General features: G+C 73.8%; 19 protein-coding genes. 13 read left to right on the top strand and 6 right to left on the bottom strand.

What is annotated here, in order from left to right:
* The first annotated feature begins 53 nt into the window (after positions 1–53).
* On the top strand, positions 54–440 hold the full coding sequence (locus Q0840_RS03125) for a DUF3817 domain-containing protein (RefSeq protein WP_298456183.1): 387 nt from the start codon (positions 54–56) through the stop codon (positions 438–440).
* A 10-nt stretch (positions 441–450) separates the two neighbouring features.
* On the top strand, positions 451–2052 hold the full coding sequence (gene guaA / locus Q0840_RS03120) for a glutamine-hydrolyzing GMP synthase (protein WP_298456180.1): 1602 nt from the start codon (positions 451–453) through the stop codon (positions 2050–2052).
* 212 nt (positions 2053–2264) lie between these two features.
* Here the strand turns inward: guaA and Q0840_RS03115 are convergent, their stop codons facing one another.
* The 3 genes from Q0840_RS03115 to Q0840_RS03105 form a co-directional block, all read right to left on the bottom strand.
* Complete coding sequence (locus tag Q0840_RS03115) at positions 2265–4352, bottom strand: alpha-glucuronidase (RefSeq protein WP_298456176.1); 2088 nt, start codon at positions 4350–4352, stop codon at positions 2265–2267.
* Positions 4353–4486: 134 nt separating this feature from the next.
* Positions 4487–5500, bottom strand: a complete 1014-nt coding sequence (locus Q0840_RS03110; protein ID WP_298456174.1) for an acetylxylan esterase — start codon at positions 5498–5500, stop codon at positions 4487–4489.
* A 16-nt stretch (positions 5501–5516) separates the two neighbouring features.
* On the bottom strand, positions 5517–6548 hold the full coding sequence (locus Q0840_RS03105) for a LacI family DNA-binding transcriptional regulator (RefSeq protein ID WP_298456172.1): 1032 nt from the start codon (positions 6546–6548) through the stop codon (positions 5517–5519).
* A 378-nt stretch (positions 6549–6926) separates the two neighbouring features.
* On the opposite strand from Q0840_RS03105, the gene Q0840_RS03100 reads away from it, so the two are divergent.
* The 6 genes from Q0840_RS03100 (at position 6927) to Q0840_RS03075 (ending at position 15231) form a co-directional block, all read left to right on the top strand.
* A complete protein-coding gene (locus Q0840_RS03100; protein WP_298456582.1) occupies positions 6927–7868 on the top strand; it encodes a sugar ABC transporter permease in 942 nt (313 codons plus the stop codon).
* A 20-nt stretch (positions 7869–7888) separates the two neighbouring features.
* Entirely contained in the window at positions 7889–8800 is a 912-nt protein-coding gene (locus tag Q0840_RS03095) for a carbohydrate ABC transporter permease (protein WP_298456580.1), read from the top strand.
* A gap of 64 nt (positions 8801–8864) precedes the next feature.
* A complete protein-coding gene (locus Q0840_RS03090) occupies positions 8865–10535 on the top strand; it encodes an extracellular solute-binding protein (RefSeq protein WP_298456169.1) in 1671 nt (556 codons plus the stop codon).
* A gap of 42 nt (positions 10536–10577) precedes the next feature.
* The gene (locus Q0840_RS03085; protein ID WP_298456166.1) at positions 10578–12137 is read left to right on the top strand and encodes a GH39 family glycosyl hydrolase; all 1560 of its coding nucleotides are present in this window, start codon (positions 10578–10580) and stop codon (positions 12135–12137) included.
* An 18-nt stretch (positions 12138–12155) separates the two neighbouring features.
* Positions 12156–12854, top strand: coding sequence for a DUF624 domain-containing protein (locus Q0840_RS03080; RefSeq protein ID WP_298456163.1), 699 nt, complete (start codon positions 12156–12158; stop codon positions 12852–12854).
* Positions 12855–12972: 118 nt separating this feature from the next.
* A complete protein-coding gene (locus tag Q0840_RS03075; protein WP_298456578.1) occupies positions 12973–15231 on the top strand; it encodes a glycoside hydrolase family 3 N-terminal domain-containing protein in 2259 nt (752 codons plus the stop codon).
* Between the two features lie 53 nt (positions 15232–15284).
* Here the strand turns inward: Q0840_RS03075 and Q0840_RS03070 are convergent, their stop codons facing one another.
* The gene (locus tag Q0840_RS03070; RefSeq protein WP_298456160.1) at positions 15285–16928 is read right to left on the bottom strand and encodes a DUF5597 domain-containing protein; all 1644 of its coding nucleotides are present in this window, start codon (positions 16926–16928) and stop codon (positions 15285–15287) included.
* Between the two features lie 33 nt (positions 16929–16961).
* On the opposite strand from Q0840_RS03070, the gene Q0840_RS03065 reads away from it, so the two are divergent.
* Entirely contained in the window at positions 16962–18110 is a 1149-nt protein-coding gene (locus Q0840_RS03065) for a glycosyltransferase family 4 protein (RefSeq protein ID WP_298456156.1), read from the top strand.
* 195 nt (positions 18111–18305) lie between these two features.
* Here Q0840_RS03065 and Q0840_RS03060 read toward each other — a convergent pair whose 3' ends face one another.
* Complete coding sequence (locus Q0840_RS03060) at positions 18306–18830, bottom strand: hypothetical protein (protein WP_298456153.1); 525 nt, start codon at positions 18828–18830, stop codon at positions 18306–18308.
* Complete coding sequence (locus tag Q0840_RS03055; protein ID WP_298456150.1) at positions 18827–20521, bottom strand: PspC domain-containing protein; 1695 nt, start codon at positions 20519–20521, stop codon at positions 18827–18829. Before Q0840_RS03055 ends, Q0840_RS03060 begins: the two co-directional genes overlap by 4 nt.
* A gap of 179 nt (positions 20522–20700) precedes the next feature.
* Between Q0840_RS03055 and Q0840_RS03050 the strand changes: the two genes are divergently transcribed.
* Genes Q0840_RS03050 through Q0840_RS03035 form a run of 4 tightly spaced genes read left to right on the top strand, consistent with a single transcriptional unit; the run spans position 20701 to position 23658 of the window.
* A complete protein-coding gene (locus Q0840_RS03050; protein WP_298456576.1) occupies positions 20701–22053 on the top strand; it encodes a PspC domain-containing protein in 1353 nt (450 codons plus the stop codon).
* Entirely contained in the window at positions 22050–22742 is a 693-nt protein-coding gene (locus tag Q0840_RS03045; RefSeq protein WP_298456147.1) for a response regulator transcription factor, read from the top strand. Before Q0840_RS03050 ends, Q0840_RS03045 begins: the two co-directional genes overlap by 4 nt.
* A gap of 36 nt (positions 22743–22778) precedes the next feature.
* Positions 22779–23123, top strand: a complete 345-nt coding sequence (locus Q0840_RS03040) for a hypothetical protein (protein WP_298456144.1) — start codon at positions 22779–22781, stop codon at positions 23121–23123.
* Between the two features lie 52 nt (positions 23124–23175).
* Positions 23176–23658, top strand: coding sequence for a DUF456 domain-containing protein (locus Q0840_RS03035; protein WP_298456141.1), 483 nt, complete (start codon positions 23176–23178; stop codon positions 23656–23658).
* The last annotated feature ends 297 nt before the right edge of the window (positions 23659–23955 follow it).

Here is a 23955-nt window from a genome sequence, read left to right as displayed (position 1 = left end):
CATCGCCACCGGGCCGCCGACCGGTCCCCGCCCGTCGTCCGAAGGACACACCCGTGACCACCCCGCAGCCCGCCACGTCCGCCCCCCGGTCCGCCGCGCCCACCGCCGTCCGGGAGCCGGCCAAGGCCCGTGCCGCGCTCGGCCGCTACCGGGTGATGGCGTACATCACCGGCGTGATGCTGCTGGTCCTGGTGGTGGAGATGGTGCTGAAGTACGTGGTCGGCGCCCCCGACGACGTCGTGCGGTGGATCGAGTGGGTGCCGTACGCGCACGGCTGGATCTACGTCGTCTACCTCGTCACCGTGCTGGACCTGTGGTCAAAGATGCGGTGGGGCTTCGGGCGGCTCGCGGTCATGGTGCTCGGTGGTGTGGTGCCGGTGATGTCGTTCGTCGTCGAGCGGCGGGTGCACGCCGACGCCGAGGCGCGGCTGCCTCACTAGACTCGCGCAGGTGACCGATCCCGCCGCCCCCCGTCCCGCCTCGGCCCAGCCGCCGCACCGGCCGGTGCTCGTCGTCGACTTCGGCGCCCAGTACGCCCAGCTGATCGCGCGCCGGGTCCGCGAGGCGAACGTCTACTCCGAGATCGTCCCGCACACCGCGAGCGTCGACGACCTGCTCGCGAAGCAGCCGGCGGCGATCATCCTGTCCGGCGGGCCGGCGAGCGTGTACGCCGAGGACGCCCCCGGGGTCGACCCCGCCCTGTTCGAGGCGGGCGTGCCGGTGCTTGGCATCTGCTACGGGTTCCAGGCCATGGCGCAGGCGCTCGGCGGCACCGTCGCGCGCACCGGCCGCAGCGAGTACGGCGGGACCCCGGTGGACGTGGCGCACTCCGGCGACCTGCTCCAGGGGTCACCCGCGCAGCAGGCGGTGTGGATGAGCCACGGCGACGCGGTGCACAGCGCGCCGGAGGGCTTCAGGGTGCTCGCGACCTCGCCCGGCTCGCCCGTCGCGGCCTTCGAGGACCGCGAGCGGCGGCTGTACGGGCTGCAGTGGCACCCGGAGGTCAAGCACTCGCCGCTGGGGCAGCGCGCCCTGGAGAACTTCCTGTACGACGGCGCCCGGCTGGCCCCGGACTGGAACCCGGGCAACGTCGTCGCCGAGCAGGTGGCCGCGATCCGCGCGCAGGTGGGCGACGCCCGCGTGATCTGCGGCCTGTCCGGCGGGGTGGACTCCTCGGTCGCCGCCGCGCTCGTCCAGCAAGCGGTCGGAGACCAGCTGACCTGCGTGTTCGTCGACCACGGGCTGCTGCGCGCCGGTGAGGCCGAGCAGGTCGAGACCGACTTCGTCGCCGCCACCGGGGTGCAGCTGAAGGTGGTCGACGCCCGCGACCGGTTCCTGTCGGCCCTGGCCGGCGTCACCGACCCCGAGACCAAGCGCAAGATCATCGGCCGGGAGTTCATCCGCGTCTTCGAGGACGCCGCGCGCGAGGTGGTCGCCGACGCCGGCGCGCACGGTGACGAGGTCAAGTTCCTGGTGCAGGGCACGCTGTACCCCGACGTCGTGGAGTCCGGCGGCGGCGAGGGTGCCGCGAGCATCAAGAGCCACCACAACGTCGGCGGCCTGCCCGACGACCTGCAGTTCAGCCTGGTCGAGCCGCTGCGCACGCTGTTCAAGGACGAGGTCCGCGCGGTCGGTCTCGAGCTGGGCGTGCCGGAGGCGATCGTGTGGCGCCAGCCGTTCCCCGGGCCGGGGCTCGGCATCCGCATCATCGGCGAGGTGACCGCCGAGCGGCTCGACGTGCTGCGCGCCGCCGACGCGATCGCGCGCGAGGAGCTCACCCGCGCCGGTCTGGACCGGGAGATCTGGCAGTGCCCGGTCGTGCTGCTGGCCGACGTGCGCTCCGTCGGGGTGCAGGGCGACGGGCGGACGTACGGCCACCCCGTGGTGCTGCGCCCGGTGTCGTCGGAGGACGCGATGACCGCGGACTGGACCCGTCTGCCGTACGAGGTGCTGGCGACCATCTCGACCCGGATCACCAACGAGGTGCCCGAGGTCAACCGGGTCGTGCTGGACGTGACCAGCAAGCCGCCGGGCACCATCGAGTGGGAGTGACCCCCGCCCCCGCCCTCCTTCCTTCGGCGCGAGTGCGACGTTTCGGACCGTTCGCGCGGCGTCATGGGTCTAGTACGTCGCACTCGGCGGGATGGGGCCGGCGCGCTGAGCCGAGTGTGACGCTGTGGACCGTTCGCGGGGCGTCAACGGTCCGAAAGGTCGCACTCGGCGGATGGGGAACGGGGCGCGGCGGGGCGGGGCGGCGGCCGGGGTCAGTAGATGGTGCGGCCGTGGGCGTCGGGGACGCCGGACTTGCGCAGGAAGTACGTGTTGAGCTGGTCGCGCCACTCGACGGCGCCGGCCAGCTGCTCGACCAGGCGCTCGGTGACGCGCGCGGCGACGTCGTCGGGCACCCGGCCCTCCAGCGCGGCCCACTCGGCCGCCATGGCCCGGACCCGCTCGACACCCTCGAAGTGGGTGTCGTAGATGTGCTGGACCACCGTGGTGCCCGAGTGCAGCCGGTGGCCGTACGGCACGTGGTGGAAGAACAGCACGAGCTCGTCCGGGCACGTCTCGAGGCTCTCGTAGACGTCCCGCCACGGGGCCGGGTACTGGCCGGTGTACCCGGTACCGGTCGCGCGCGTCCGGTCCACGCCGATGCCGTCCCGGTCGGCGAAGTGGTACGTGCCCCACGGGGTGTACTCGTACCCGTCGACGTCGGGCCCGTAGTGGTGGTTCGGGCGGACCATGAAGCCGACCCCGAGCGGGGCGGTGTACAGCTCGTAGGTGCGCCACGAGTCGTCCATCACCCGGTGCAGCGCCGCCCGCACACCCTCGTCCTCGCCGAACGTGAGGCGGATCCACTCGTCGAGGACGGCGTCGGGCGCCAGCGTCGCATCCCAGGCGAGCCGGCCGAAGGCGTAGAGGTTGGCCTGCGCGAGCGGGTGCCCGGTCCAGAACGCGTCGTCGCCGACGTTGGAGACCGCGGTGATGCCGCCGGGCGCGCCGGAGCGGCCGGCCACGACCTGCGCCACCGACCGCTCGTCACCCCACGGGCGGAAGTCCAGGACCTGGCTCCACTGCGGCCCGAGGTAGCACACGTGCTTCTGCTGGCCGGTGTACTCCTGGGTGATCTGCAGCTCGAGCGCGAGCCGCGTGCCCGGCATCGCGGCCAGGACGGGGGAGACCGGCTCGCGGACCTGGAAGTCGATCGGCCCGTTCTTCACCTGCAGGACGACGTTCGCGGCGAACCGCCCGTCGAGCGGCGCGAAGTGGTCGTACGCGGCGCGGGCGCGGTCGGTCGTGCGGTCCCGCCAGTCCTGGCGGTGGTCGTAGACGAACGCCCGCCAGAACACCGTGCCGCCGTACGGCGCGAGCGCCTCGGCGAGCAGGTTGGCGCCGTCGGCGTGGTCGCGGCCGTACGCGAACGGCCCGGGGCGGCCCTCGGAGTCGGCCTTGACGACGAACCCGCCGAAGTCCGGGATGGACGCGTAGACGGCCTCGACGGCCTGCGCCCACCACGACCGCACGTCGGGGTCGAGCGGGTCGGACGTCGCCAGCCCGGCCAGCGTGATCGGGGCCGCGAAGTCCACGCTGAGGAACACGCGGATCCCCTGCGCACGGAAGACGGCGGCGAGCCGGGCCACGTCGGGCAGGCCGGTGGTGAGCAGCTCGGCCTCGCGGCGGTGCACGTTGACGTTGTTGAGGCCGACGGCGTTGATCCCGGTGCTGGCGAGCAGGCGGGCGTACTGCTCGACGCGGCTCAGGTCGTCGCGCACCCGGCCGCCGGCGTAGAAGATCGACGCCCCGGCGTAGCCACGCTCGACGGCGCCCATGGGCGTGTCCGCGGCGAGGTTGTCCCAGTGGTCGAGCATCCGGACGGGCTGCAGCGGCTCGTGCCGCTCGACCGGCGCCTCGGTCCGCGCGAACGCCGCCTCACCGGCCCGCACCAGGTGCCACCAGCCGTGCAGCAGACCAGTCCCGTCGCCCGCCATCACGACCGTGACCCCGTCGCGCCGCACGACGAGGAAGCCCTCGGGCCCGGGGGCGGCGTCGTCGGCGGCGTCGCGGGCCGCGACCAGGGCGCCCGCGACCGGGTCGACCGACTCCGCGTCCCCGGACGGCAGCGCGGCCAGCCCCGCGGCCGTGGCGAGCACGACGTCGGCGGGCTCGCCGAGGGACGCCAGGGCGCCGCCGTGCGCCGCGGTCGCCGCGGTCGCCTCGGCCTGCACCGCGGCCGCGACCGGGACGTCGCCGGGCAGCAGGAGCAGGCGCCGGCGGCCCAGGGGCGCAGTCGCGTGGTACGGCAGCCAGGCGGCGTGCGGAGGGATGGCGGTGGGGTCAGGGGTCGCGGTCGTCACGCGGAGGTCCTCTCGTGAGGGTCGGGCGGGCGGTGCGGGCCGGGCCGGCGGGGCGGTGCGGGGCGGCCGGTGCGGGGCGGCGGCGGGCGGGGCGGTGTGGGCGCGGTGTGGCCGTGCGGTCGCAGGTGGTCCGCTCAGCCGGCCGAGGCGGCGTCGGCCATGCGCGTGCGCAGCCACGGGAGCTGGGCGGCGACGTGCGCGGCCTCGCCGCCCTCGTGGTGGTTGTAGGGGTACACCGCGATGTCCTTGACCGGGGCGGCGCCGTCCGGGGCGAGCGCGCCGTAGTGGTTGAACGTGGCGAACACGGTGGACGGTGGGCAGATCGTGTCGCGCAGGCCGACGGAGAACAGCGTGGCCGCTCGCGCGCGGCGGGCCAGGTGCATGCCGTCGAGGTAGGCCAGCGCGCCGAACACCGCGTCCTGGGCGCCGCGGTGCACGGCGAGGTACCGGGTGATCTCGCCGTACGGGTCGGCGTCGGTGAGGTCCACCGCCCGCCGCACGTGGCACAGGAACGGGGCGCTGGGCAGCGCCGCGACGAGGTCGGGCACGAGGCCCGCGACCGCGACGGCGAGGCCGCCGCCCTGGCTGTTCCCGACCACGGCCACCCGCCCGGAGTCCACGCCCGGCAGCTCCCGGACGGCGTCGACCGCCCGGACCGCATCGGTGATGAGCCGGCCGAAGTAGGCGGTCGACGGGTCGAGGATGCCGCGGGTGACGAACCCCGGCGCGGCCGGTGCGGATCCGGACGGGTCGGGGGTGTGCCCGCCCGAGCCGTACTGCGACCCCTGGCCGCGGCTGTCCATGAGCAGGTGCGCGTAACCGGCCGAGGCCCAGGTCAGCCGCTCCTGCGGGAACCCGCGACCGCGGCCGTAGCCGAGGTACTCCACGACCGCGGGCAGCGTGCGGTCGTCGCTGCCGGCCGGGCGGCTGTACCAGGCGCGGACCGGGTCGCCGTGGGCGCCGGCGAAGGTGACGTCCCAGGTGTCCACGGTCGTCAGTCCGGTGTCGACCCGCTCCACGCCGACGACGGCCGGCTCGGTGCGGGCGGCCGCGAGCGTCGTCGACCAGAAGTCGTCCAGGTCGGCCGGCTCCTGCGGTGCGGGCAGGTAGCGCTCGAGCTCGGTGAGGGGCAGGTCGAACAGGGCCATGGCCGTCGAGGCTCCTTCAGAGGGTGGGCGGCGGGGGAGCGGTGCTCTCGCGGACGACGAGCTCGATGGCGAGGTCGATCCGTTGGTTGTCGGGGACGATCCCGTCGGCGAGGTCCAGCACCATCCGGGCGGCCGTGCCGGCCATCTCGTACAGGGGCTGGCGCACCGTCGTCAGCGGCGGGCCGATCCAGGAGACGATCGGCAGGTCGTCGTAGCCGACGACCGACAGGTCCTGCGGGATGCGCAGGCCGAGCTCGCGCGCGGCGCGCAGCACGCCGAGGGCCTGGAAGTCGCTCCCGGCGAAGATCGCGGTGGGCCGGTCCGGGCGGGACAGCAGGTCGAGCCCGTGCCGGTAGCCGCCCTCGACGAAGAAGTCGCCGTTGCGGACCAGGGCCGGGTCGACCGGGATGCCGGCCTGGTCCAGGGCGCTGCGGTAGCCGTCGATGCGTGCCCGGCTGCACAGGACGTCGGTGGGGCCGGAGATCACCGCGATCCGCCGGTGCCCGAGCTCGACCAGGTGACGGGTCGCGGCCAGGCCGCCGTTCCAGTTCGCGGAGCCGACCGTGGGCACCCCCGGGGGCGGCTCCCCGGCGGTGTCGACGACGACGAACGGGATCGAGCGGGTCTCGAGCTGGCGGCGCTGACCGGCGTCCAGGTCGGACAGCACGAGGATCACCCCGAGGGGGCGGCGGGCCAGGACGTCGTCGAACCACTCCTGCGGCGGGCGGTGCCGACCGCCGAGCTCGGACAGGACCACCCCGAGCCGCGCGGGGCCGGCCACGGCCTCCACGCCGCGGATGATCTCGACCGCCCAGGGCGCGCCGTGGTCGTGGAAGACCAGGTCCAGCAGCCGCGAGCGGGTCTCGGACCGGCTGCCGCCGCGCCGGGCGCGGTAGCCGTGCTTGGCGATCGTCGCCTCGACCCGGGCACGCGTGTCGGGTGCGACGTCGCGGCGGCCGTTGAGCACCTTGGACACGGTGGGGACCGAGACGCCCACCTCCGCGGCGATGGCGGCGATGGTCGTTCGTGGGGATCCGGTGGTCGTCATCGTCCGCCTTCGGTCAGCACATGTCCCGTCGGACGCACCGGCCCCGCCCGACAGCGTGACGGTGGCGCCCTCGCCAAGTTTCGGTCACGCTATCGCACTTTCGAGCCTGAGAACGAGCACTTTCCGGCCGGCGGGAGGCTGTGGGCGGGCCGTGCGCCGTCATGCCAGGGGTTGACCCTTGTCGTGAGGCCCACCTATGCTCGCCGACATTCGGTGCAGGGGCCGACACTTTCGAACCACAACGCGGTGGCGGAGGCACGAGATGACCAGACTGACCAGGCTGTCGGGCGGACGTGCGTGAGCACCCCCCAGAACATCGAGGCGTCGTCGCCCGCCGGCGGCCAGGCCACCGGCACGCTGGCCGAGGGTGCCGCGGCGGTGGCGGTGGCGAACACCACGACCGGCACGCGCGGCAAGCCGCGCAGCTGGAAGAAGGCGCTGCGTCGCGACTGGCAGCTGTACTCGCTGCTCGTCCTGCCGGTGATCTTCCTGCTGATCTTCCGCTACGTGCCCATGGCCGGGAACGTGATCGCGTTCCGCCGGTTCCGTCCCGGCGGCAGCATCTTCGGCGACGAGTGGGTCGGGATGCGGTACGTCGAGCTGTTCATCAACGACGCGAAGTTCTGGGACGTCTTCCAGAACACCGTGATCCTCGGTGCGCTGTCGCTCGTGATCGTCTTCCCGCTGCCCATCATCCTCGCGCTGCTCCTCAACGAGGTGCGGCGGATCTGGTTCAAGCGGCTCGTGCAGACGGTGTCGTACCTGCCGCACTTCATGTCGATCGTCATCGTGGCCGGCATGGTCCTGCAGATCTTCTCGGTGCAGGGGACCGTGAACCAGATCGTCGAGGCGTTCGGCGGGGAGCCGGTCGCGTTCATCCAGCGCGCGGAGTGGTTCCGCGACATCTACATCTCCTCGGAGATCTGGCAGACGGTCGGCTGGGGCACGATCCTCTACCTGGCCGCGCTGACCACGGTCGACGCGAGCCTCTACGAGGCGGCCCGGATCGACGGCGCCAACCGCTGGAAGCAGACCTGGCACATCACGCTGCCCGGCATCCGCCCGACCATGGTCACGCTGCTGATCCTCAACATCGGCACGTTCATGGCGGTGGGCTTCGAGAAGGTCCTGCTGCTCTACAACCCGCTGACGTACCCGACGGCCGACGTGATCTCCACGTACCTGTACCGCATCGGCATCGAGTCGGCGAACTTCAGCTACGCGACGGCCATCGGCCTCTTCGAGGCGATCATCGGCCTGACCCTGATCCTGTCCGCCAACGCGATCTCGCGCCGAGCAGTGGGGACGAGCCTGTGGTGACCACGACCGAAGCGACCGACATGTCCCGGGGCCTGCGTGGCCGGACCCCGGCGGCCCGCACCGTCAAGGACACCCGCGGCTACCGCGTGTTCTCGGTCGTCAACGCGATCGTCCTGGTGCTGGTCATGGTCGTGACCCTGTACCCGTTCGCGAACATCCTCGCCCAGTCCCTGTCCAGCGAGGCGTTCATCACCACCGGCCAGGTGAACCTGGTGCCCCGAGGCTTCAACCTCGACACCTACGGCACCGTGATGAGCGACAGCCTGTTCTGGACGAACTACCGCAACACGGTGGTCTACACGGTCGTCGCGACCGTCATCGCCATGGTGCTGACCACCACGTTCGCCTACGCGATCTCCAAGAAGCACCTGCGCGGCCGCAGCGTCTTCATCGGGCTGGCCGTGTTCACCATGTTCTTCAACGGCGGCCTCATCCCCAACTACGTGCTGATCAACGAGCTCGGCATGACCAACACCATCTGGGCGATCGTCATCCCGAACGCGATCAGCGTGTTCAACCTGCTGGTGATGAAGTCCTTCTTCGAGAACATGCCGGAAGAGCTCGAGGAGGCCGCCGCGATCGACGGCCTGAGCACCTACGGGACGCTGCTGCGCATCGTGCTGCCGCTGTCCAAGGCGGTCATCGCCACGATGGTCCTGTTCTACGCGGTGTCCTTCTGGAACTCGTGGTTCACCGCGTTCCTCTACCTCGACGACGCCGAGCTCTACCCCGTGACCGTGTACCTGCGCAACCTCATCGCCGGCGTCACGACGGCGTCCTCGCTCGGGGCCGGCGGCGAAGGTGCGGGGCAGGTCGCCGCCAACATCCAGTCCGTGACGATGGTGCTCACCGTGCTGCCCATCGTCCTGCTCTACCCCTTCGTCCAGAAGTACTTCGTCTCCGGGATCATGCTCGGCTCCGTCAAGGGCTGACCCCCGGCTCGTCCACCTTGTTCGCCCCCGGAACGACGTCGTTCCCCACGAAAGGCAATCACCGATGAGGATCACCACCAAGCGCGTGGTCGGCGGCCTGACCGTCGGCACCCTCGCGCTCACGCTGACCGCCTGCGGCGGCGGCGACGAGCCCAGCGACGAGGGCACCGTCGACGCGGCCGCGCTCGAGGACAACATGGTCGGCGCGATGGAGGACTACGGCGTGGGCGACACGTTCGTGGCCACCGAGCCGGTCGAGTTCGGCCTGCTGTACCGCGACCACCCGAACTACCCGCTGCAGGAGAGCTGGCCGTTCCTGCAGCACCTGGAGCAGGACCACAACGTCACCTTCGACATCACGACCGCCCCGCTGAGCGACTGGGAGTCGCGGCGCAGCCTGCTCATCGGGGCGGGCGACGCCCCGTGCATCATCCCGGTGACCTACCCCGGGCAGGAGAACCAGTTCGTGGCGTCCGGCGCCATCCTGCCGGTGAGCGACTACGTCGAGTACATGCCCAACTTCCAGGCGAAGGTCGAGGAGTGGGAGCTCGACCCCGAGCTCGACACGCTGCGCCAGGAGGACGGCAAGTACTACCTGCTGCCCGGCATCCTCGAGGAGCTGCGGTACGACTACACCCTCGCGGTCCGCAACGACGTCTTCGACGCCGCCGGAGCCGACACCCAGCCGGAGACGTGGGACGACCTGCGCGAGTCCTTCGAGGCGGTCAAGGCGGCACACCCGGACAACTACGTCCTCTCGGACCGCTTCAGCGTCCCGACCCCCCTCGGTGCGCTGTTCAACGTCGCCGCGCCGAACTTCGGGACCGTCGCCGGGTGGGGCTTCCAGGAGGGCCTGCAGTGGGACCCGGACGCCGAGGAGTTCGTCTTCGCCGGCGCGAGCGACGAGTACCGGGCGATGGTGGAGTACTTCCACGGCCTCGTGGAGGCGGGGCTCATGGACCCGGAGAGCTTCACGCAGGACGACGACACGGCGATCCAGAAGCTCACCTCCGAGCAGTCCTACGCGATCACCACGAACTCCCAGGAGATCCTGCGCCACCGGGCGACGCTCGACGAGACGCTCGGTGCGGGCAGCTACCAGCTGAGCAAGATCCGCGTGCCCGCCGGGCCCGCCGGTGACCTCGCCGCCGGGAGCCGCATGGAGAGCGGCATGATGATCTCGGCCGACTGCGCCGAGAACGACACCTTCGTCGCGATGCTGCAGTTCATCGACTGGCTGTACTACTCCGACGAGGGTCTGGAGTTCGCCAAGTGGGGCGTGGAGGGCGAGACCTTCACCACGACCGACGACGGCACCCGCGTGCTCAACCCCGACATCACGATCCAGTCGCTGAACCCGGGCGCCCCCACCAACCTCCAGGTCGACCTCGGCTACCACAACGGCGTCTTCATGCTCGCGCAGGGGTCCACCGAGGACCTGGTGAACTCCATGCTGTCCGAGGAGGAGCAGGACTGGCAGGAGCTCATGGCCACCAAGGAGCAGGCGCCGGTCGCACCTCCGCACCCCCTCGACGAGATCGAGCGGGAGCAGGCCAGCCTGTACCAGACGGCCCTGACGGACTACGTCACCCAGAACACCCTGGCCTTCGTCCTGGGTCAGCGTGACCTGTCCGAGTGGGAGGACTACGTCGGCGAGCTCGAGGGCCAGAACATGTCCGCGTACGTGGACATCATGAACGCCGCGCAGGAGCGCTTCGCCGAGAACAACGGCTGACCTCTCGCCCTGAGCCCGCCCGCCTTCACCGTCAGGAGAACCGTGGCCGTCGTCGTCCCGTCCGAGCCGATCGGACGCCTCACCGACGCATGGCGCGCCTGCGTCGGCACCGGCCGCGCGAGCCTCGCCCTGCGTGGGGACTACGTCGAGTCCCTCACCCGCACCCAGCGCGACATCGGCTTCCGCGCGGTACGCGGGCACGGGCTGCTGAGCGACGACATGGGGGTCCACCGGCCGTACACCCTGGACGGCGAGCGGCGGGTGCGGCACAGCTTCACCTACGTCGACCAGGTGGTCGACACCTATCTGGCCCAGGGCATCAGGCCGTTCCTCGAGCTCGGGTTTATGCCCAGCGGACTGGCCTCCGGTGGCCAGACGGTCTTCTGGTGGAACGGCAACGTCACGCCGCCGTCGTCGTACCCCGAGTGGGCCGAGCTCGTCGCGGCAACCCTGCGCCACCTGGTGGACCGCTACGGGATCGAGGAGGTGCGGTCCTGGCCGGTGGAGGTGTGGAACGAGCCGAACCTCACGAACTTCTGGGCCGGGGCGGACCGGGACGAGTACCTGCGCCTGTACGAGGTCACCGCCCGCGCGGTCAAGGACGTCGACTCCGGCCTGCAGGTGGGCGGCCCGGCGATCTCCCCGGGCGCCGACGAGTGGTGGGAGCCGTTCGCCGAGTTCGTCACCGCACGCGACGTGCCGTGCGACTTCGTCAGCCGGCACGCGTACACCTCCGGGCCGGCGCAGCACGTGCCGTTCGGCACCTACCAGGACATGCAGCCGCCGCAGGCGCTCCTCGACCAGTTCGGCGCCGCCCGCCGGCACCTGGCCGGGTCCCCGCTGGCCGAGCTTCCGGTCCACATCACCGAGTTCAACACCTCCTACCGGCCGGACAACCCCGTGCACGACACCGCGGACAACGCGGCGTACCTCGCGCCGGTGCTGGCCGCCGGCGGCGACCTGGTCGACTCGTTCTCCTACTGGACGTTCTGCGACGTCTTCGAGGAGGAGGGTGTCCCGACGTCCCTCTTCCACGGCGGCTTCGGCCTGCTCACCCACCGCGGCATCGCCAAGCCGACCTTCCACCTGTACGCCTTCATGGCCCGGATGGGCGCCACCGTCCTCGCCCGCGGGGACGACCACCTGGTCACCCGCCACAAGGACGGCCGGGTCACCGTCCTCGCCTGGCAGCCCGTCGACGGGTCCGCCACCACCGCGGCGACGTCGCACACCGTGCGGCTGTCGGTGCCGGTCGCGGCCGCCGCGCGCCCGTGGGCGGCCCCGCCCCCCGACGGCGACCACGACGGCGGCCCGGCGACGGTGTTCGCGCTGCGCCACCGGGTCAACGAGTCCGACGGCAACGCCTGGACGGCGTGGCAGGGGCTGGGGCGGCCGGCCAGCCCGTCGGCGCGGCACCTGGACGTCCTGCACGAGGCGTCCCGGCCGGCCGTCGAGCACCGCGCGCTGCCGCTCGCGAGGGGCCGCGTCGAGCTGGACCTGCACCTGGCGCAGCACGAGGTCACGCTGGTCGAGCTGGAGGTCGTCCGCGACGGGACCGCGCCGTGGACGGACGACACCCGCATCCCGGGCTATCATCCGTGAGCCGACGATGAGCCGACGATGAGCAGAGCCGAGACCGACCGCACCGGGCCGCTCGCGCGCGCCGCCACGGTCGTCTACTGGTTCGCGGCGATCGAGGTGCTCTGGGCGCTGCTGACCGCCCCGGCGCTGGTGGCCGCCCTGTTCCTGGCGCCCGAGGCCAGCAACCTCCCGCTGTACGCCCTGGCGCTGGTTCCGGTGGGCCCGGCGACCGCGGCGGCGCTGTTCGCCTGGCGCGTGTTCCTGCGCGAGCGGGACCCGTCCCCGGCCGCGCAGTTCTGGCGCGGGCTGCGCCTGGGCTGGGTGGACGCGCTGCGGTCGTGGCTGCCGGCGCTCGTCGCGCTGGTCGTGCTGGCCACCAACATCGCGTACGCCGGGGCCGCCGGCCTGGCCGCGCCCGTGGTCCTGGTCCAGGTGCTGCTGGCGGCGCTCGTGCTGCTGTGGGCCGTGCGGATGCTCGCCCTGGCCTCCACGTTCGCGTTCCGGTGGCGCGACGCGGCGCGCCTCGGCTTCTACACGCTGGTCAACCGCCCGCTCGTGACGCTCGGCATGGTGTCGCTGCTGGTGCTGATCGGCGGGCTGACGGCGATCACCTTCGACGCCGTCCCGGTGCTGCTGGCGTCGGTGCTCACCTTCTTCCTCGCCCGCAACGAGGCCCCCGTGCTCGACGACGTCGAGCGCCGGTTCGTCGCACCGTCGGCGACCACGACCCCCTCCTGACCTGTCCCGACCCCACCACTCACCGCGAGGTACCACCATGACCGTCGACCACGTCGCCCCCGTCGTCCCCCTGCGCACCGAGCTGTCCGCCGACGGCGAGCTGCGGGTCCGCGAGCTCATGGCCCGCATGACGCTCGAGGAGAAGCTCGCCCAGCTCGTGGGGCTGTGGGAGGGGCGCGGCGGCAGCGGCGAGGGCGGTGACGTCGCACCGATGCAGGACGCGATGCAGGCCGAGGTCGACGAGCTGGAGGCGTTCGCGACCCACGGGCTCGGACAGCTGACCCGCGTCTTCGGCACCACCCCGGTCGAGCCCGTCGACCAGGCGCGCGCGCTGGCGCGCAAGCAGCTGTGGCTCACCACCCAGACCCGGCTCGGCATCCCGGCCCTCGTGCACGAGGAGTGCCTGACCGGCCTGGCCGCGTGGAAGGCGACCACCTTCCCCGCGCCGCCGTCGTGGGGAGCGAGCTTCCACCCCGAGCTGGTCGAGGACATGGGGCGCGCCATCGGGGAGTCCATGCGGTCCCTCGGCGTGCACCAGGGGCTGGCCCCGGTGCTCGACGTCGTCCGCGACGCGCGGTGGGGCCGGGTCGAGGAGTGCATCTCCGAGGACCCGTACCTGGTCGGGACGGTGGCGACCGCGTACGTGCGGGGGCTGCAGAGCGCGGGCGTCGTCGCGACCCTCAAGCACTTCGCCGGGTACTCCAACTCGCGCGCCGGCCGCAACCTGGCGCCGGTGCACGCCGGTCCGCGTGAGATCGCCGACGTCTTCCTGCCGCCGTTCGAGATGGCGGTGCTCGACGGCGGGGTGGACTCGGTCATGAACTCCTACGCCGAGGTCGACGGCGTGCCCGCCGCGGCCGACGTCGACCTGCTCACCGGCGTGCTGCGCGAGCGGTGGGGCTTCACCGGCACCGTCGTCGCCGACTACTTCGCGGTCGCGTTCCTGCAGACCCTGCACGGCGTGGCCGGCGACCTCGGCGAGGCGGCCGCGCAGGCGCTGACCGCGGGCATCGACGTGGAGCTGCCGACCGGCACCGCGTACCTGGAGCCGCTGGCCGAGCTGGTGCGGTCCGGCGCCGTGGACGAGGCGCTCGTGGACCGCGCGCTGCTGCGCGTGCTCGGCCAGAAGGAGCGGTTGGGCCTGCTGGACGCCACCTTCGACCCGGACGCGACCGACGGGATCGACCTCGACCCGCTGCCGCACCGCCGGATCGCGGCCCGGATCGCCGAGGAGTCGGTGGTCCTGCTCACCAACGACGGCACGCTCCCGCTGGCTGCCGCGCAGCCGCGGGTGGCCGTCGTCGGGCCCAACGCGGACGTGACCGAGGCGCTGTTCGGCTGCTACAGCTTCGCCAACCACGTGCTGTCCCAGCACCCGTCCTTCGAGCTCGGCCTCGACGTCGCGACGGTGCGCGAGGCGCTGGGGCGCGAGCTGCCCGGCGCGCAGCTCGTGCACGCCCGGGGCTGCGACGTGCAGGGCGACGACACGAGCGGGTTCGCCGCCGCGGTCCAGGCCGCGCAGGACGCCGACGTCGTGGTCGCGGTCATGGGCGACCTCGCGGGGCTGTTCGGGCGCGGGACGTCGGGGGAGGGCTGCGACGCCGACTCCCTCGACCTGCCCGGTGTGCAGCGCCGGCTCGTGGAGGAGCTGCTGGCCACCGGCACGCCGGTGGTGCTGGTGCTGCTCACCGGGCGGCCGTACGCGGTCGACTGGGCGGTCGAGCGCTGCGCCGCCGTCGTGCAGTCGTTCTTCCCGGGGCAGGAGGGCGCCCAGGCGGTCGCCGGGGTGCTGTCCGGCCGGGTGAACCCGTCCGGGCACCTGCCGGTGACCATGCCGCGGTCCGTCGGGGCCCAGCCCTACAGCTACCTGCGGGCCAAGCTGGGCGGCGCGAGCTCGGTGAGCAACCTGGACACCGCCCCCGTGCTGCCGTTCGGGCACGGCCTGTCGTACACCACGTGGGAGTACTCCGACCTGCGGCTGGAGTCCGACCGGGTGGCCACCGACGGCGCGATCCGGGCGACCGTGCGGGTGCGCAACACCGGGGACCGGGACGGCGCCGACGTCGTGCAGCTGTACGGGCAGGACCCGGTCGCGTCGGTGACGCGCCCGGTCGTGCAGCTCCTCGGCTACGCCCGGGTCGAGGTGCCCGCCGGCCGGAGCGTCGAGGTGACGTGGGACGTGCCGACCACGCGGCTCGCGTTCAGCGACCGCCGGCTGGTGCGGGTCGTGGAGCCGGGCGAGGTGCGCGTGTCGGTGGGGACGTCCTGCGAGGACCTCACGCTCACCCGGTCGGTGACCCTCGAGGGTGCGGTGCACGAGGTGACCACCGCGGACCGCCGGGTGGTCGAGGTCGGGGTGCGGCCCGCCGGGGACTGACCTCCCCGCGCCGGCGGCGGCGCGGCCCGGTCACCACGACGGGCCGCGCGCCGTCAGCGGTACCGGTACAGCCGCACCCGCTGGATCGTGAACCGTCCGGGTTCGAGCCGGACGTGTCGCCCCTGGTGCGTCTGGTCGCCGTTGAGCCAGCGCCGGTGCTGCCAGCCGCCGTCGTCGTCGTAGCGCCCCTCCTCGCAGCTGAGGATGCCGACGGTCTCGGTCCCGGCCTCGACCGGGTCGAAGGTGAGCGTCACGCCGATCCCGCCGACCACGAGCTCGTCCGGCCCGGTCCGGATCACGATCGCGCCGGCGGGCAGCCGGGTGGTGTCCGTGGCGCGGTCCCCGACCTCGTTGATGACGCCGTCGGCCAGGCTCGGCGCCGCGATCCGCTCGTAGGTCGCCGCCAGCACGACGTCGACCAGCGGCACCCGGTGCGGCACGCGCTGGTCCTCGGCGGGCGGGAGCAGGCCGGTCGTCGTGCCCTGCCCGGCGTGCTCGGCGAGGAGCGGGGTCAGCTGGCGCACGACGTCGTAGGAGGCGGCGAGCATGGTGGCCGCGTGGTCCTCGATGGTCTCGATGCCGAACGGCGAGAAGCCGATCGCCGCGTGCCGCCCGTACGCGTAGAGCGCGTTGGCGGCGGCGTCGACGCTGCGCAGCGCCTCCGGCACGAACAGCGGGTTGCCGCCGCGGACGTACCGGTCGGCCCACTCGGCGAAGTTGGGGAAGTAGATGTCGGGTGCGATGAAGTCCAGCGCCGGCGCCCCGGCACGCCAGACGTCGATCAGGTGCGGCAGCGGTCCCGCGCTCGGGTACTGACCGGGCTGCGTCCCGGGCCGGACGAGGGCGGCGTTGGTGTACATCGGCAGGTCCAGCTCGGCCTTGCCCGCCGCCGTCACCGCACCGACGTAGCGCGCGAAGGCCCAGGCCATGAACAGCTCGTCGGTCGCGGGACCGGCGCCGAAGACGTCGGTCCAGGTGCCCTGGCTGCGTCCGCCGGCGGCGGTCCACCGGGCGGCGAGCTCGGGGGCGAGGGTGTCGCGGTGGTCGGCGAGGTAGGCCAGGAGCTCGGTGGGCACCGGGCCGGCGAACGCGGCGTCGGCCTCCGGTGTGCGGTCGCGGGCCTCGGGGATCATCCCGATCTCGTTCTCCACCTGCACCAGCACCACGACGTGGTGCTCGTCGACCTCGCGCAGATGGGCCAGGAGCGCCGCGAACGCGCGGCCGTCGGCGTCCCGGTTGGCGGCGCTGAACGGGGTCAGGATCTCCAGCGCGCGGCCGCGCGAGTCGCGCGCGCGGGGGAAGCGCGCCACGTCGGTCTTGACCCACCCCGGCACGTAGGACGACATGCTGTTCTTCCAGCTGCCGAACCACAGCAGGACGAGCCGCATCCCGTGCGCACGGGCGTCCTCGACCAGCTCGTCGACGCTCGTCCAGTCGAACCGGCCCTCGGCCGGCTCGACCACGTCCCAGGACGCCGGCGCGACGACCGTGTTGAGCCCCAGCTCGGCCAGGCGCGGCCAGTGACCGGCCAGGTGGGACCGCTCGGCGCTGGAGTTGCCGAGCTCGCCGCCCCGGATGACGAACGGCTCGCCGTCGACCACGAGCCGCGTCGCCGTCCCGACCCGCTCGAGCCGGGGGAGCGGGGCGCGGCCCCGGGGGTCGGGGGGCGTGGACGGGGACGTCGTCGCTGAGGTCACGGCAGGGCAGTCTGGCACCACTAGCCTGGCCGCGTGATCGTCGCCCACGTCTCGGACTGCTACCCGCCCCGCACGGGAGGCATCGAGTCGCAGGTCGGCGACCTGGCCGCCCGGCAGGCCGCGGCGGGGCACGAGGTGCACGTGCTCACCGCGACGCTCGGCGAGGGCGGTGAGCGGGGCGGCGTCGTCGATCTCGAACGCGGGGTGCACGTCCACCGGCTCGGTGCCCGGATGCCGTTCAGCCTGCCGGTGAACCCGGTCGAGGGCCGGCTCATCGACGCGGCGCTGCGCGAGGTGCGGCCGGACGTGGTGCACGTGCACGCCGGGGTGCTGTCGCCGTTCGCGTTCGACGGCGCCCGGGCGGCCCGCCGGCTGGCGCTGCCGCTCGCGATCACCTGGCACTGCATGCTCGATGGCGTCGTCCCCGTGCTGCGGGCCGGTGCCCGCGCGTCCGGATGGCGCGACGCGCGGGCGGCCCTGAGCGCGGTGAGCGGGGTCGCGGCGGCGCGGGTCGCGGACGTGTTCGGCGCCGACGTGTCGGTGGTGCCCAACGGGCTGGACCTCGCCCGGTGGGCCGACGTCGCGGCCGGCACCCGGTCGGCGGTGACCCGCACGGGGCACGCGGTGCCGCCGCTGCGGCTGGTGGCCACGATGCGGCTCGCGCCCCGCAAGCGGGCCGTCCCGCTGGTGGACCTCGTCGCCCGGGCGACGCAGAGGCTGCCGGCCGGCGCGGTGCGGCTCGACGTCATCGGCGACGGCCCCGACCGCGGCCGGGTCGCCGCCCGCGTCGAGCTGCTCGGGCTCGGCGACGTCGTCACCCTGCGCGGACGCCTGGCCCGCGACGACGTGCGGGCCGCGTACGCGGACGCCGACGTCTTCCTCGCGCCCGCCGAGCTCGAGGCGTTCGGCATCGCCGCGCTCGAGGCGCGCGCGGCCGGGCTCGTCGTGGTCGCGCGCCGGGGGACCGGCATCGAGGAGTTCGTCGCCGACGGCACCGACGGCCTGCTCGTGGCCGACGACGCCGCGATGTCCGACGCCGTCGTCCGGCTCGCCCGTGAGCGGCCGGTGCTCGACGCGATGCGCACGCACAACGCGGCGGTGCTGCCCGACCAGGGCTGGGACCGGGTGCTGCGCGCGGCGGACGCCGAGTACGCCCGGGCCCGGTCGCTCGCGCGCGGGTGAGGCGCGGGGTGCGCCCGGGGCCGGTCGCTCGCGCGCGGGTGAGGCGCGGGGTGCGGCCGGGGTGGTCGTCGGTGCGACGCTGACGCACGTCCCGCGCGCCCAGGTGCGGGCTGCGGCCCCTCCACGGCGGAGGCGGACGCGCGGGAGCCGGTGAGCGTGGCGCTCACCGGCTCCCGGCGCGGTGCGACCGGCTGCTCAGTGCCGTCGGCGCACACCTGCGGCCACGGACCCGGCCACCAGGCCGACGCCCGCCAGGGCGAGCAGGGCGATGAAGGCCAGCTCCAGGTCGAACTGCGCGCCGGCGGCGATGGCGACGATCCCGGCACCGATGATCGCGATGACCAGCCCCCACACCACCGTCCCCACCCGCAGGGACGGTCGCTGCCCGCGGTCGTCGGCCGGCAGGGCCGTCGCTCCGGACGAGGACACCGCCTCGTGGGGAGCGGTGTCCGCCGGCTGGTCGACGCCGGCGCTCGCGTCGGCCACGGTCAGGACCGGGGTCGTGGTGGGTGCGCCGCCGGACTCCGGCGGTCGGGGCCGGTCGGTGGGGCTCGCGCCGTCGGACGGCTCGTCGCTGCCGGGTGCGGTGGCCCCCGTGTCCAGGGCCCGGGTGGCCTCCTCCGACCGGGCGGATGCCGGGCGACGGATCGGCACGGTCGGCTGGTCGCCGTCCCCACGGCCCGTCGCGATGGGCGCGGTCTCGTTGTTCTCGGTGCTCATCGGTTCTCCTCCACGACGCGGACATCGCCCGCGCCGGCTGTGATGCGGACGGCGAGCTGGACGTCGGCGTCCACGGCTTCCTCGCTCGTGTAGGGCTGGTGCGCGCCGTCGGTGAGGCCGGAGAACCCGGACGACACCCCCCGGTCGCTCTCGGGGTCGACGTCCCACCGGAACTCGCCCACCGTGAGCGCGACGTCGCCCGTGACCGCGGCGTCGTCGGGCACCACGACGAGGAGGTTCCCGGCGCTCATCCGGATCGGGACCTCGACGGGCTCGTCGTCGAGCGGGACCTCGGTGAGGTCGACCCGGAGGTCACCGAAGCCGATCGAGATGCCCCGCTCCGCCTCCGCCGCGCTCCGCGGCGTCCACGTCTCCCCGGACGACACGCGCAACCCGTCGGGGCCGCCGACCACGCCGAACCGGTCCACCGTCCCCGGCACGAGCGCGACCGGCACGGCGGCGACGATGCCGACGATCCCCAGGAAGCCGAGCGTGCCGCTCGAGCGTCCCCGCAGCCCGGCGATCATGATCGCCAGACCGGTCAGCACCACGCCGATCCCCACGGCCGTCAGCCCGACCGGCAGGTCACCGAGCTCGCCCTCGCGCTGGAGGATGAGCAGCACGGCCAGGGTCAGCAGGGTCAGGCCGACCACCGTGCCGACGGCGCCGACTCCGGGCCCCTGCACCCGCCGCCGGGCCGGACGCGGCGGGGTCGGCGGGACGGGGTAGGCCGCGCGCGGCGGTGTCGGGCCGTACGGGCCGCCGGGAACGCCGGACGATGCGGACGGCGCCGGTCCCGCGGTCCACGACGGCGGCGGAGGGGGTAGCAGCGTGCCCGACGCGCCGGACGTGCCCGCGGTGCCGGACCAGTCCGGCGTGCCGGCGGTGCCGGACTGGCCCGGCGTGCCCGGCGTGCCCGGCGTGCGCGACCAGTCCGACGTGTCCGCGGTGGCGGACGGGTCCGCCGCCGGTCCGCCGGGCACGCCCGAGGCGTACGTGTCGGCCGGTGACGCGGTGCCCGACGCGTACGGACCGGGGGCGGGGTGGGTGAGCGGCACGGCCCCGTACCCGGGGTGCGGCACCTTGCCGGTCGGGGTGCCCGACCGGGCTGCCGTGGACTGCGAGCGGGCCGCCGTCGACCCCGACCACCCGGTCCCACCGGGCACCGCGCCCGCCGGCGCCGCCCCGGACGCCGGAGCCTGACCGCGCTGGTTGGCGGCCGCGATGACCAGGGCGATGACAGCGGCGAGAGCCGCCGCCCACAGCAGCCCGTTGATCCAGCCGAGCCCCCGGTCGTTCCACCAGCCGAACCAGCCGTCGCCCCGGTTCAGCCCCACCACCACGACCGCGATCGCACCCAGCAGCGCCGCGTCGAACCGGCCGCGGATCGTCTCCTCGAGGTGGATCCGGCCGTCGGCCTCCTCGGGCAGCAGTGCCCACGCGACGCCGTAGAGCACGAGCCCGGCGCCACCGAGCAGCACCGTCACCGCGACGAGCCCGCGGACCAGCAGCGGGTCGAGACCCAGGCGGCGAGCGATCCCGCCGCAGACACCGCCGATCCAGCGGTCCTGGGTGCGCACGACGCCGGCGCGCCGCACGGAGTTGAAGAAGCCGCCGTTGCCGAGGTCCTGGGGTCCGGGGGCGGGGGCCGGAGGCGTCGTGCCGCCCGCCGGAGGTGTCGTCGATTCCATGTGTCGATCCTGTCGCCACCGCCGGCGGCCGGGCATCGGGTACCACCCTGAACCGACCCTGAAAGGGCCCCCGACGTGCGGATGAGGGGCCGGGGACGTGTGACGATCGGGGGGTGCAGAACGCCGTCGACCCGCTCGCGGGTGAGCGCCGGACCGGTCCGTGGGGACGTGCCGGCCAGCTGCCGCTGCGCCGTCCTCCGCACGGTCGCTGGCTGGGCGGCGTCGCGGCCGGGGTGTCGGCGCACCTCGGGCTGCCGGTGGGCGTGGTCAGGTTCGCGCTCGCCGTGTCGACGCTGGCGGCCGGCGCCGGTCTGGCCCTGTACGTGTTCCTGTGGGTCACCGTCCCCACCGGTGACCCCGCGCAGGCCGCGGAGGACGGCAGGCCTGCGGCGCTGAGTCGGCTGGCACCCCGGCTGCGCTCGCCCGACCGCACGGTCCCGGTGACCGACATCGCCGTCGGCCTGCTGCTCCTGACCGGGGCGGGGCTGCTCGTCGCCACCCGCAACGGCCTCGACGTGGAGATCTCGTGGGTCCTGCCGACCCTCATCGTGCTGGCCGGCACGGCGCTGGTCTGGAGCCAGCTCGACGCGGTGCAGCGTGAGCGGTGGCTGTCCCGGGCGGGTGGCAGGACTCCGGTCAGCCTGGTGCGGGTGGCCGGCGGCATGGTCCTCGTCGGCATCGGGGTCCTGCTGCTCGTCGGCCAGGACGAGCCGGCGGTCGCCCTGATCCGCTCGGGGGTCGCAGCGCTCGCGGTGCTCGCGGGCGCGTGCGTGGTCCTCGCACCCTGGGGGCTGCGGCTCGTGCGTGAGCTCGGCGACGAGCGGGCCGCCCGCGCTCGCGAGGCGGAGCGCGCGGACATCGCCGCCCACCTGCACGACTCGGTGCTGCAGACGCTCGCGCTCATCCGCGCGCGCGCCGACGAGCCCGCCGAGGTCGCCCGGATGGCGCGCGCCCAGGAGCGCGAGCTGCGCGAGTGGCTGTACGACGACCGTTCGGAGCCGGGCACGTCGGTCGCGGCCGCGCTGCGCGCGGTGGTCGCCGAGGTCGAGGACGGCCGTGCGGTCGCGATCGACGCCGTCGTGGTGGGCGACCGCGTGCCGGACCCCGACACCGAGGCCCTGCTCCAGGCGACGCGGGAGGCGCTGGTCAACGCCGTCGTGCACGGGCGCCCACCGGTCTCCCTGTACCTCGAGGTCGCCTACGACGCCGTCGAGGTGTTCGTCCGTGACCGCGGTGACGGCTTCGACCTGGCCACGGTGCCGTCCGACCGGTTCGGCGTGCGGGAGTCCATCATGGGGCGGGTGCGGCGTCGTGGGGGGACAGCGACGGTCACGTCGCGCCCCGAGCGCGGTACCGAGGTCCACCTGCGGGTGCCGATCCGCGGTGCCTGGCCGGCGAACGGGCACGCCAACGGCCACGTGAACGGGCCGGCCAACGGCCATCCGAACGGCCAGGCCAACGGCCATGTGAACGGCCGGGCGAACGGGCAGGCGAACGGGCAGGCGAACGGGCACCGGGAGGATCCAGCATGAGCCAGGACGGGACGGCCCCGGCAAGGGCGGCCGCACGCAGCGCGGTCGACGTCGTGCTCGTCGACGACCACCTCATGTTCCGCACGGGGGTGCGCGCGTCGCTCGACGACCGCGTGAACGTCGTCGGCGAGGCGGACGACGTCAGCTCGGCCGTCGCGCGGGTCCGAGCTCTGCGACCACCCGTCGTGCTGCTCGACGTGCACCTGCCGGGCGGTGACGGTGGCGGCGGCGCCGAGGTCATCACGGCGTGCGCGGACCTGCTGGCGACCACCAGGTTCCTCGCGCTGTCCGTGTCCGACGCCGCGGAGGACGTCGTCTCGGTCATCCGCGCCGGCGCGCGCGGCTACGTCACCAAGGCGATCTCCGGGCCGGACCTGAGCGACGCCGTCCTGCGGGTCGCCGACGGCGACGCCGTGTTCTCGCCCCGACTGGCGGGCTTCGTCCTGGACGCGTTCGGCACCGCCGCGGGCGACGTCGCGATCGCCGACGACGAGCTCGACCGCCTCTCGGCACGCGAGCGGGAGGTGATGCGGCTCATCGCGCGCGGGTACAGCTACCGGGAGGTGGCCTCCGAGCTGTTCATCTCGATCAAGACCGTGGAGACGCACGTGTCCGCGGTGCTGCGCAAGCTCCAGCTGTCGTCCCGGCACGAGCTGACCCGGTGGGCCGCCGCCCGCCGGCTGCTCTGACGGGGCGCCCGGGCCCGCCCCCCTACGCTGGCGTCCATGGAGACGCTCTACGACATCCTGCTCGTGCTGCACCTCGTCGGCTGGGCCATCGTGCTCGGCGGCGCCGTCACGACCATGCGCACTCCCCGCATTCCCACCGGGATGCTGCACGGCATCCTGACGGCGCTCGTGACGGGCCTGGCGATGGTGGGTCTGGCCTCCGCGGGGCTCGCAGCCGACGAGCCGGACAACGTCAAGATCGGCGTCAAGCTCCTGGTCGCCGTGGTCGTCACCGTCCTGGTGGTGCTGGGCGGCCGGCGCGAGCGGGTCACCAGCGGCTACGTCGGCGCGATCGCCGGACTCACCGTCGTCAACGTCGCGATCGCGGTCCTGTGGCACTGATGTCGCCGGGGTCGCCGATGCCGTCGCGCACCGGGACCGAAGGGGGCGCTCGGTGACCGTGTTCGGCGAGGTCCTCGTCGCCGTCGTGATCCTCATCGGCCTCGTCGGTGTCGTCGTCCAGGTCATCCCGGGCTCGCTCCTCGTGCTGGGGGCCGTCGTCGTGTGGGCAGCGATCGAGGGCACCGTCCTGAGCTGGGCGGTCGCCGTGCTGGCGATGGCAGCCACGGCAGCTGCCCTGGTCGCCAAGTACCTGCTCGCGGGCCGGCACCTCAAACGAGGGGGAGTGCCCAATCGCACCCTCGTCATCGGTGGTCTGGTCGGCATCGTCGGGTTCTTCGTCGTACCGGTCGTCGGACTGTTCCTCGGGTTCGTCCTCGCGGTGTACCTGGCCGAGCTCGGACGGCTGGGTGACCGCCACCGTGCGTGGCGAGCCACCGTGGTCGCGCTCCAGGCCACCGGCATCACGATCCTCGTCGAGCTCGCCGGTGCCCTGGTGGCGTCGGGTGCCTGGCTCCTGACGGTGCTGCTCACCTAGGCCCCGTCCGCGTTCCCCGGGTCGCCGTCCGGCTGCGCCGCGTCGCCCGCCCTCGCAGACCGCCCGCCGACCCGTCCGCGACGACGACGTCCGTCTCGTCGTCGCCCACCGGTGTCCTCGCTCGCCTGCCTCGCTGAGATGCGACCTGGCAGAGACGCGTCACCGCCGACGTGCGACCGCCGACGTGCAAGGACCTCACCTGCAGCGGTGACATCCAGGGGCGTGTCGAGACGAGGGGCCGCGACCACCGACGTGCCACCACCGACGTGCGACCGCCGATGTGCGATCGCCGATGTG

It is taken from the genome of uncultured Cellulomonas sp., from assembly GCF_947494015.1.
Taxonomy (GTDB): Bacteria; Actinomycetota; Actinomycetes; order Actinomycetales; family Cellulomonadaceae; genus Pengzhenrongella.
Note: the sequence above shows the minus strand (reverse complement) of the source record. Positions and strands in the feature narration are given on the sequence as shown.

Excerpts from the sequence above, each read along its gene's own strand:
- Q0840_RS03110 (WP_298456174.1), bottom strand. The coding sequence starts at position 5,500 with ATGGCCCTGTTCGACCTGCCCCTCACCGAGCTCGAGCGCTACCTGCCC.
- Q0840_RS03105 (WP_298456172.1), bottom strand. The coding sequence starts at position 6,548 with ATGACGACCACCGGATCCCCACGAACGACCATCGCCGCCATCGCCGCG.
- Q0840_RS03095 (WP_298456580.1), top strand. The coding sequence starts at position 7,889 with ATGTCCCGGGGCCTGCGTGGCCGGACCCCGGCGGCCCGCACCGTCAAG.
- Q0840_RS03090 (WP_298456169.1), top strand. The coding sequence starts at position 8,865 with ATGAGGATCACCACCAAGCGCGTGGTCGGCGGCCTGACCGTCGGCACC.
- Q0840_RS03080 (WP_298456163.1), top strand. The coding sequence starts at position 12,156 with ATGAGCAGAGCCGAGACCGACCGCACCGGGCCGCTCGCGCGCGCCGCC.
- Q0840_RS03075 (WP_298456578.1), top strand. The coding sequence starts at position 12,973 with ATGGCCCGCATGACGCTCGAGGAGAAGCTCGCCCAGCTCGTGGGGCTG.
- Q0840_RS03060 (WP_298456153.1), bottom strand. The coding sequence starts at position 18,830 with ATGAGCACCGAGAACAACGAGACCGCGCCCATCGCGACGGGCCGTGGG.
- Q0840_RS03055 (WP_298456150.1), bottom strand. The coding sequence starts at position 20,521 with ATGGAATCGACGACACCTCCGGCGGGCGGCACGACGCCTCCGGCCCCC.
- Q0840_RS03045 (WP_298456147.1), top strand. The coding sequence starts at position 22,050 with ATGAGCCAGGACGGGACGGCCCCGGCAAGGGCGGCCGCACGCAGCGCG.
- Q0840_RS03040 (WP_298456144.1), top strand. The coding sequence starts at position 22,779 with ATGGAGACGCTCTACGACATCCTGCTCGTGCTGCACCTCGTCGGCTGG.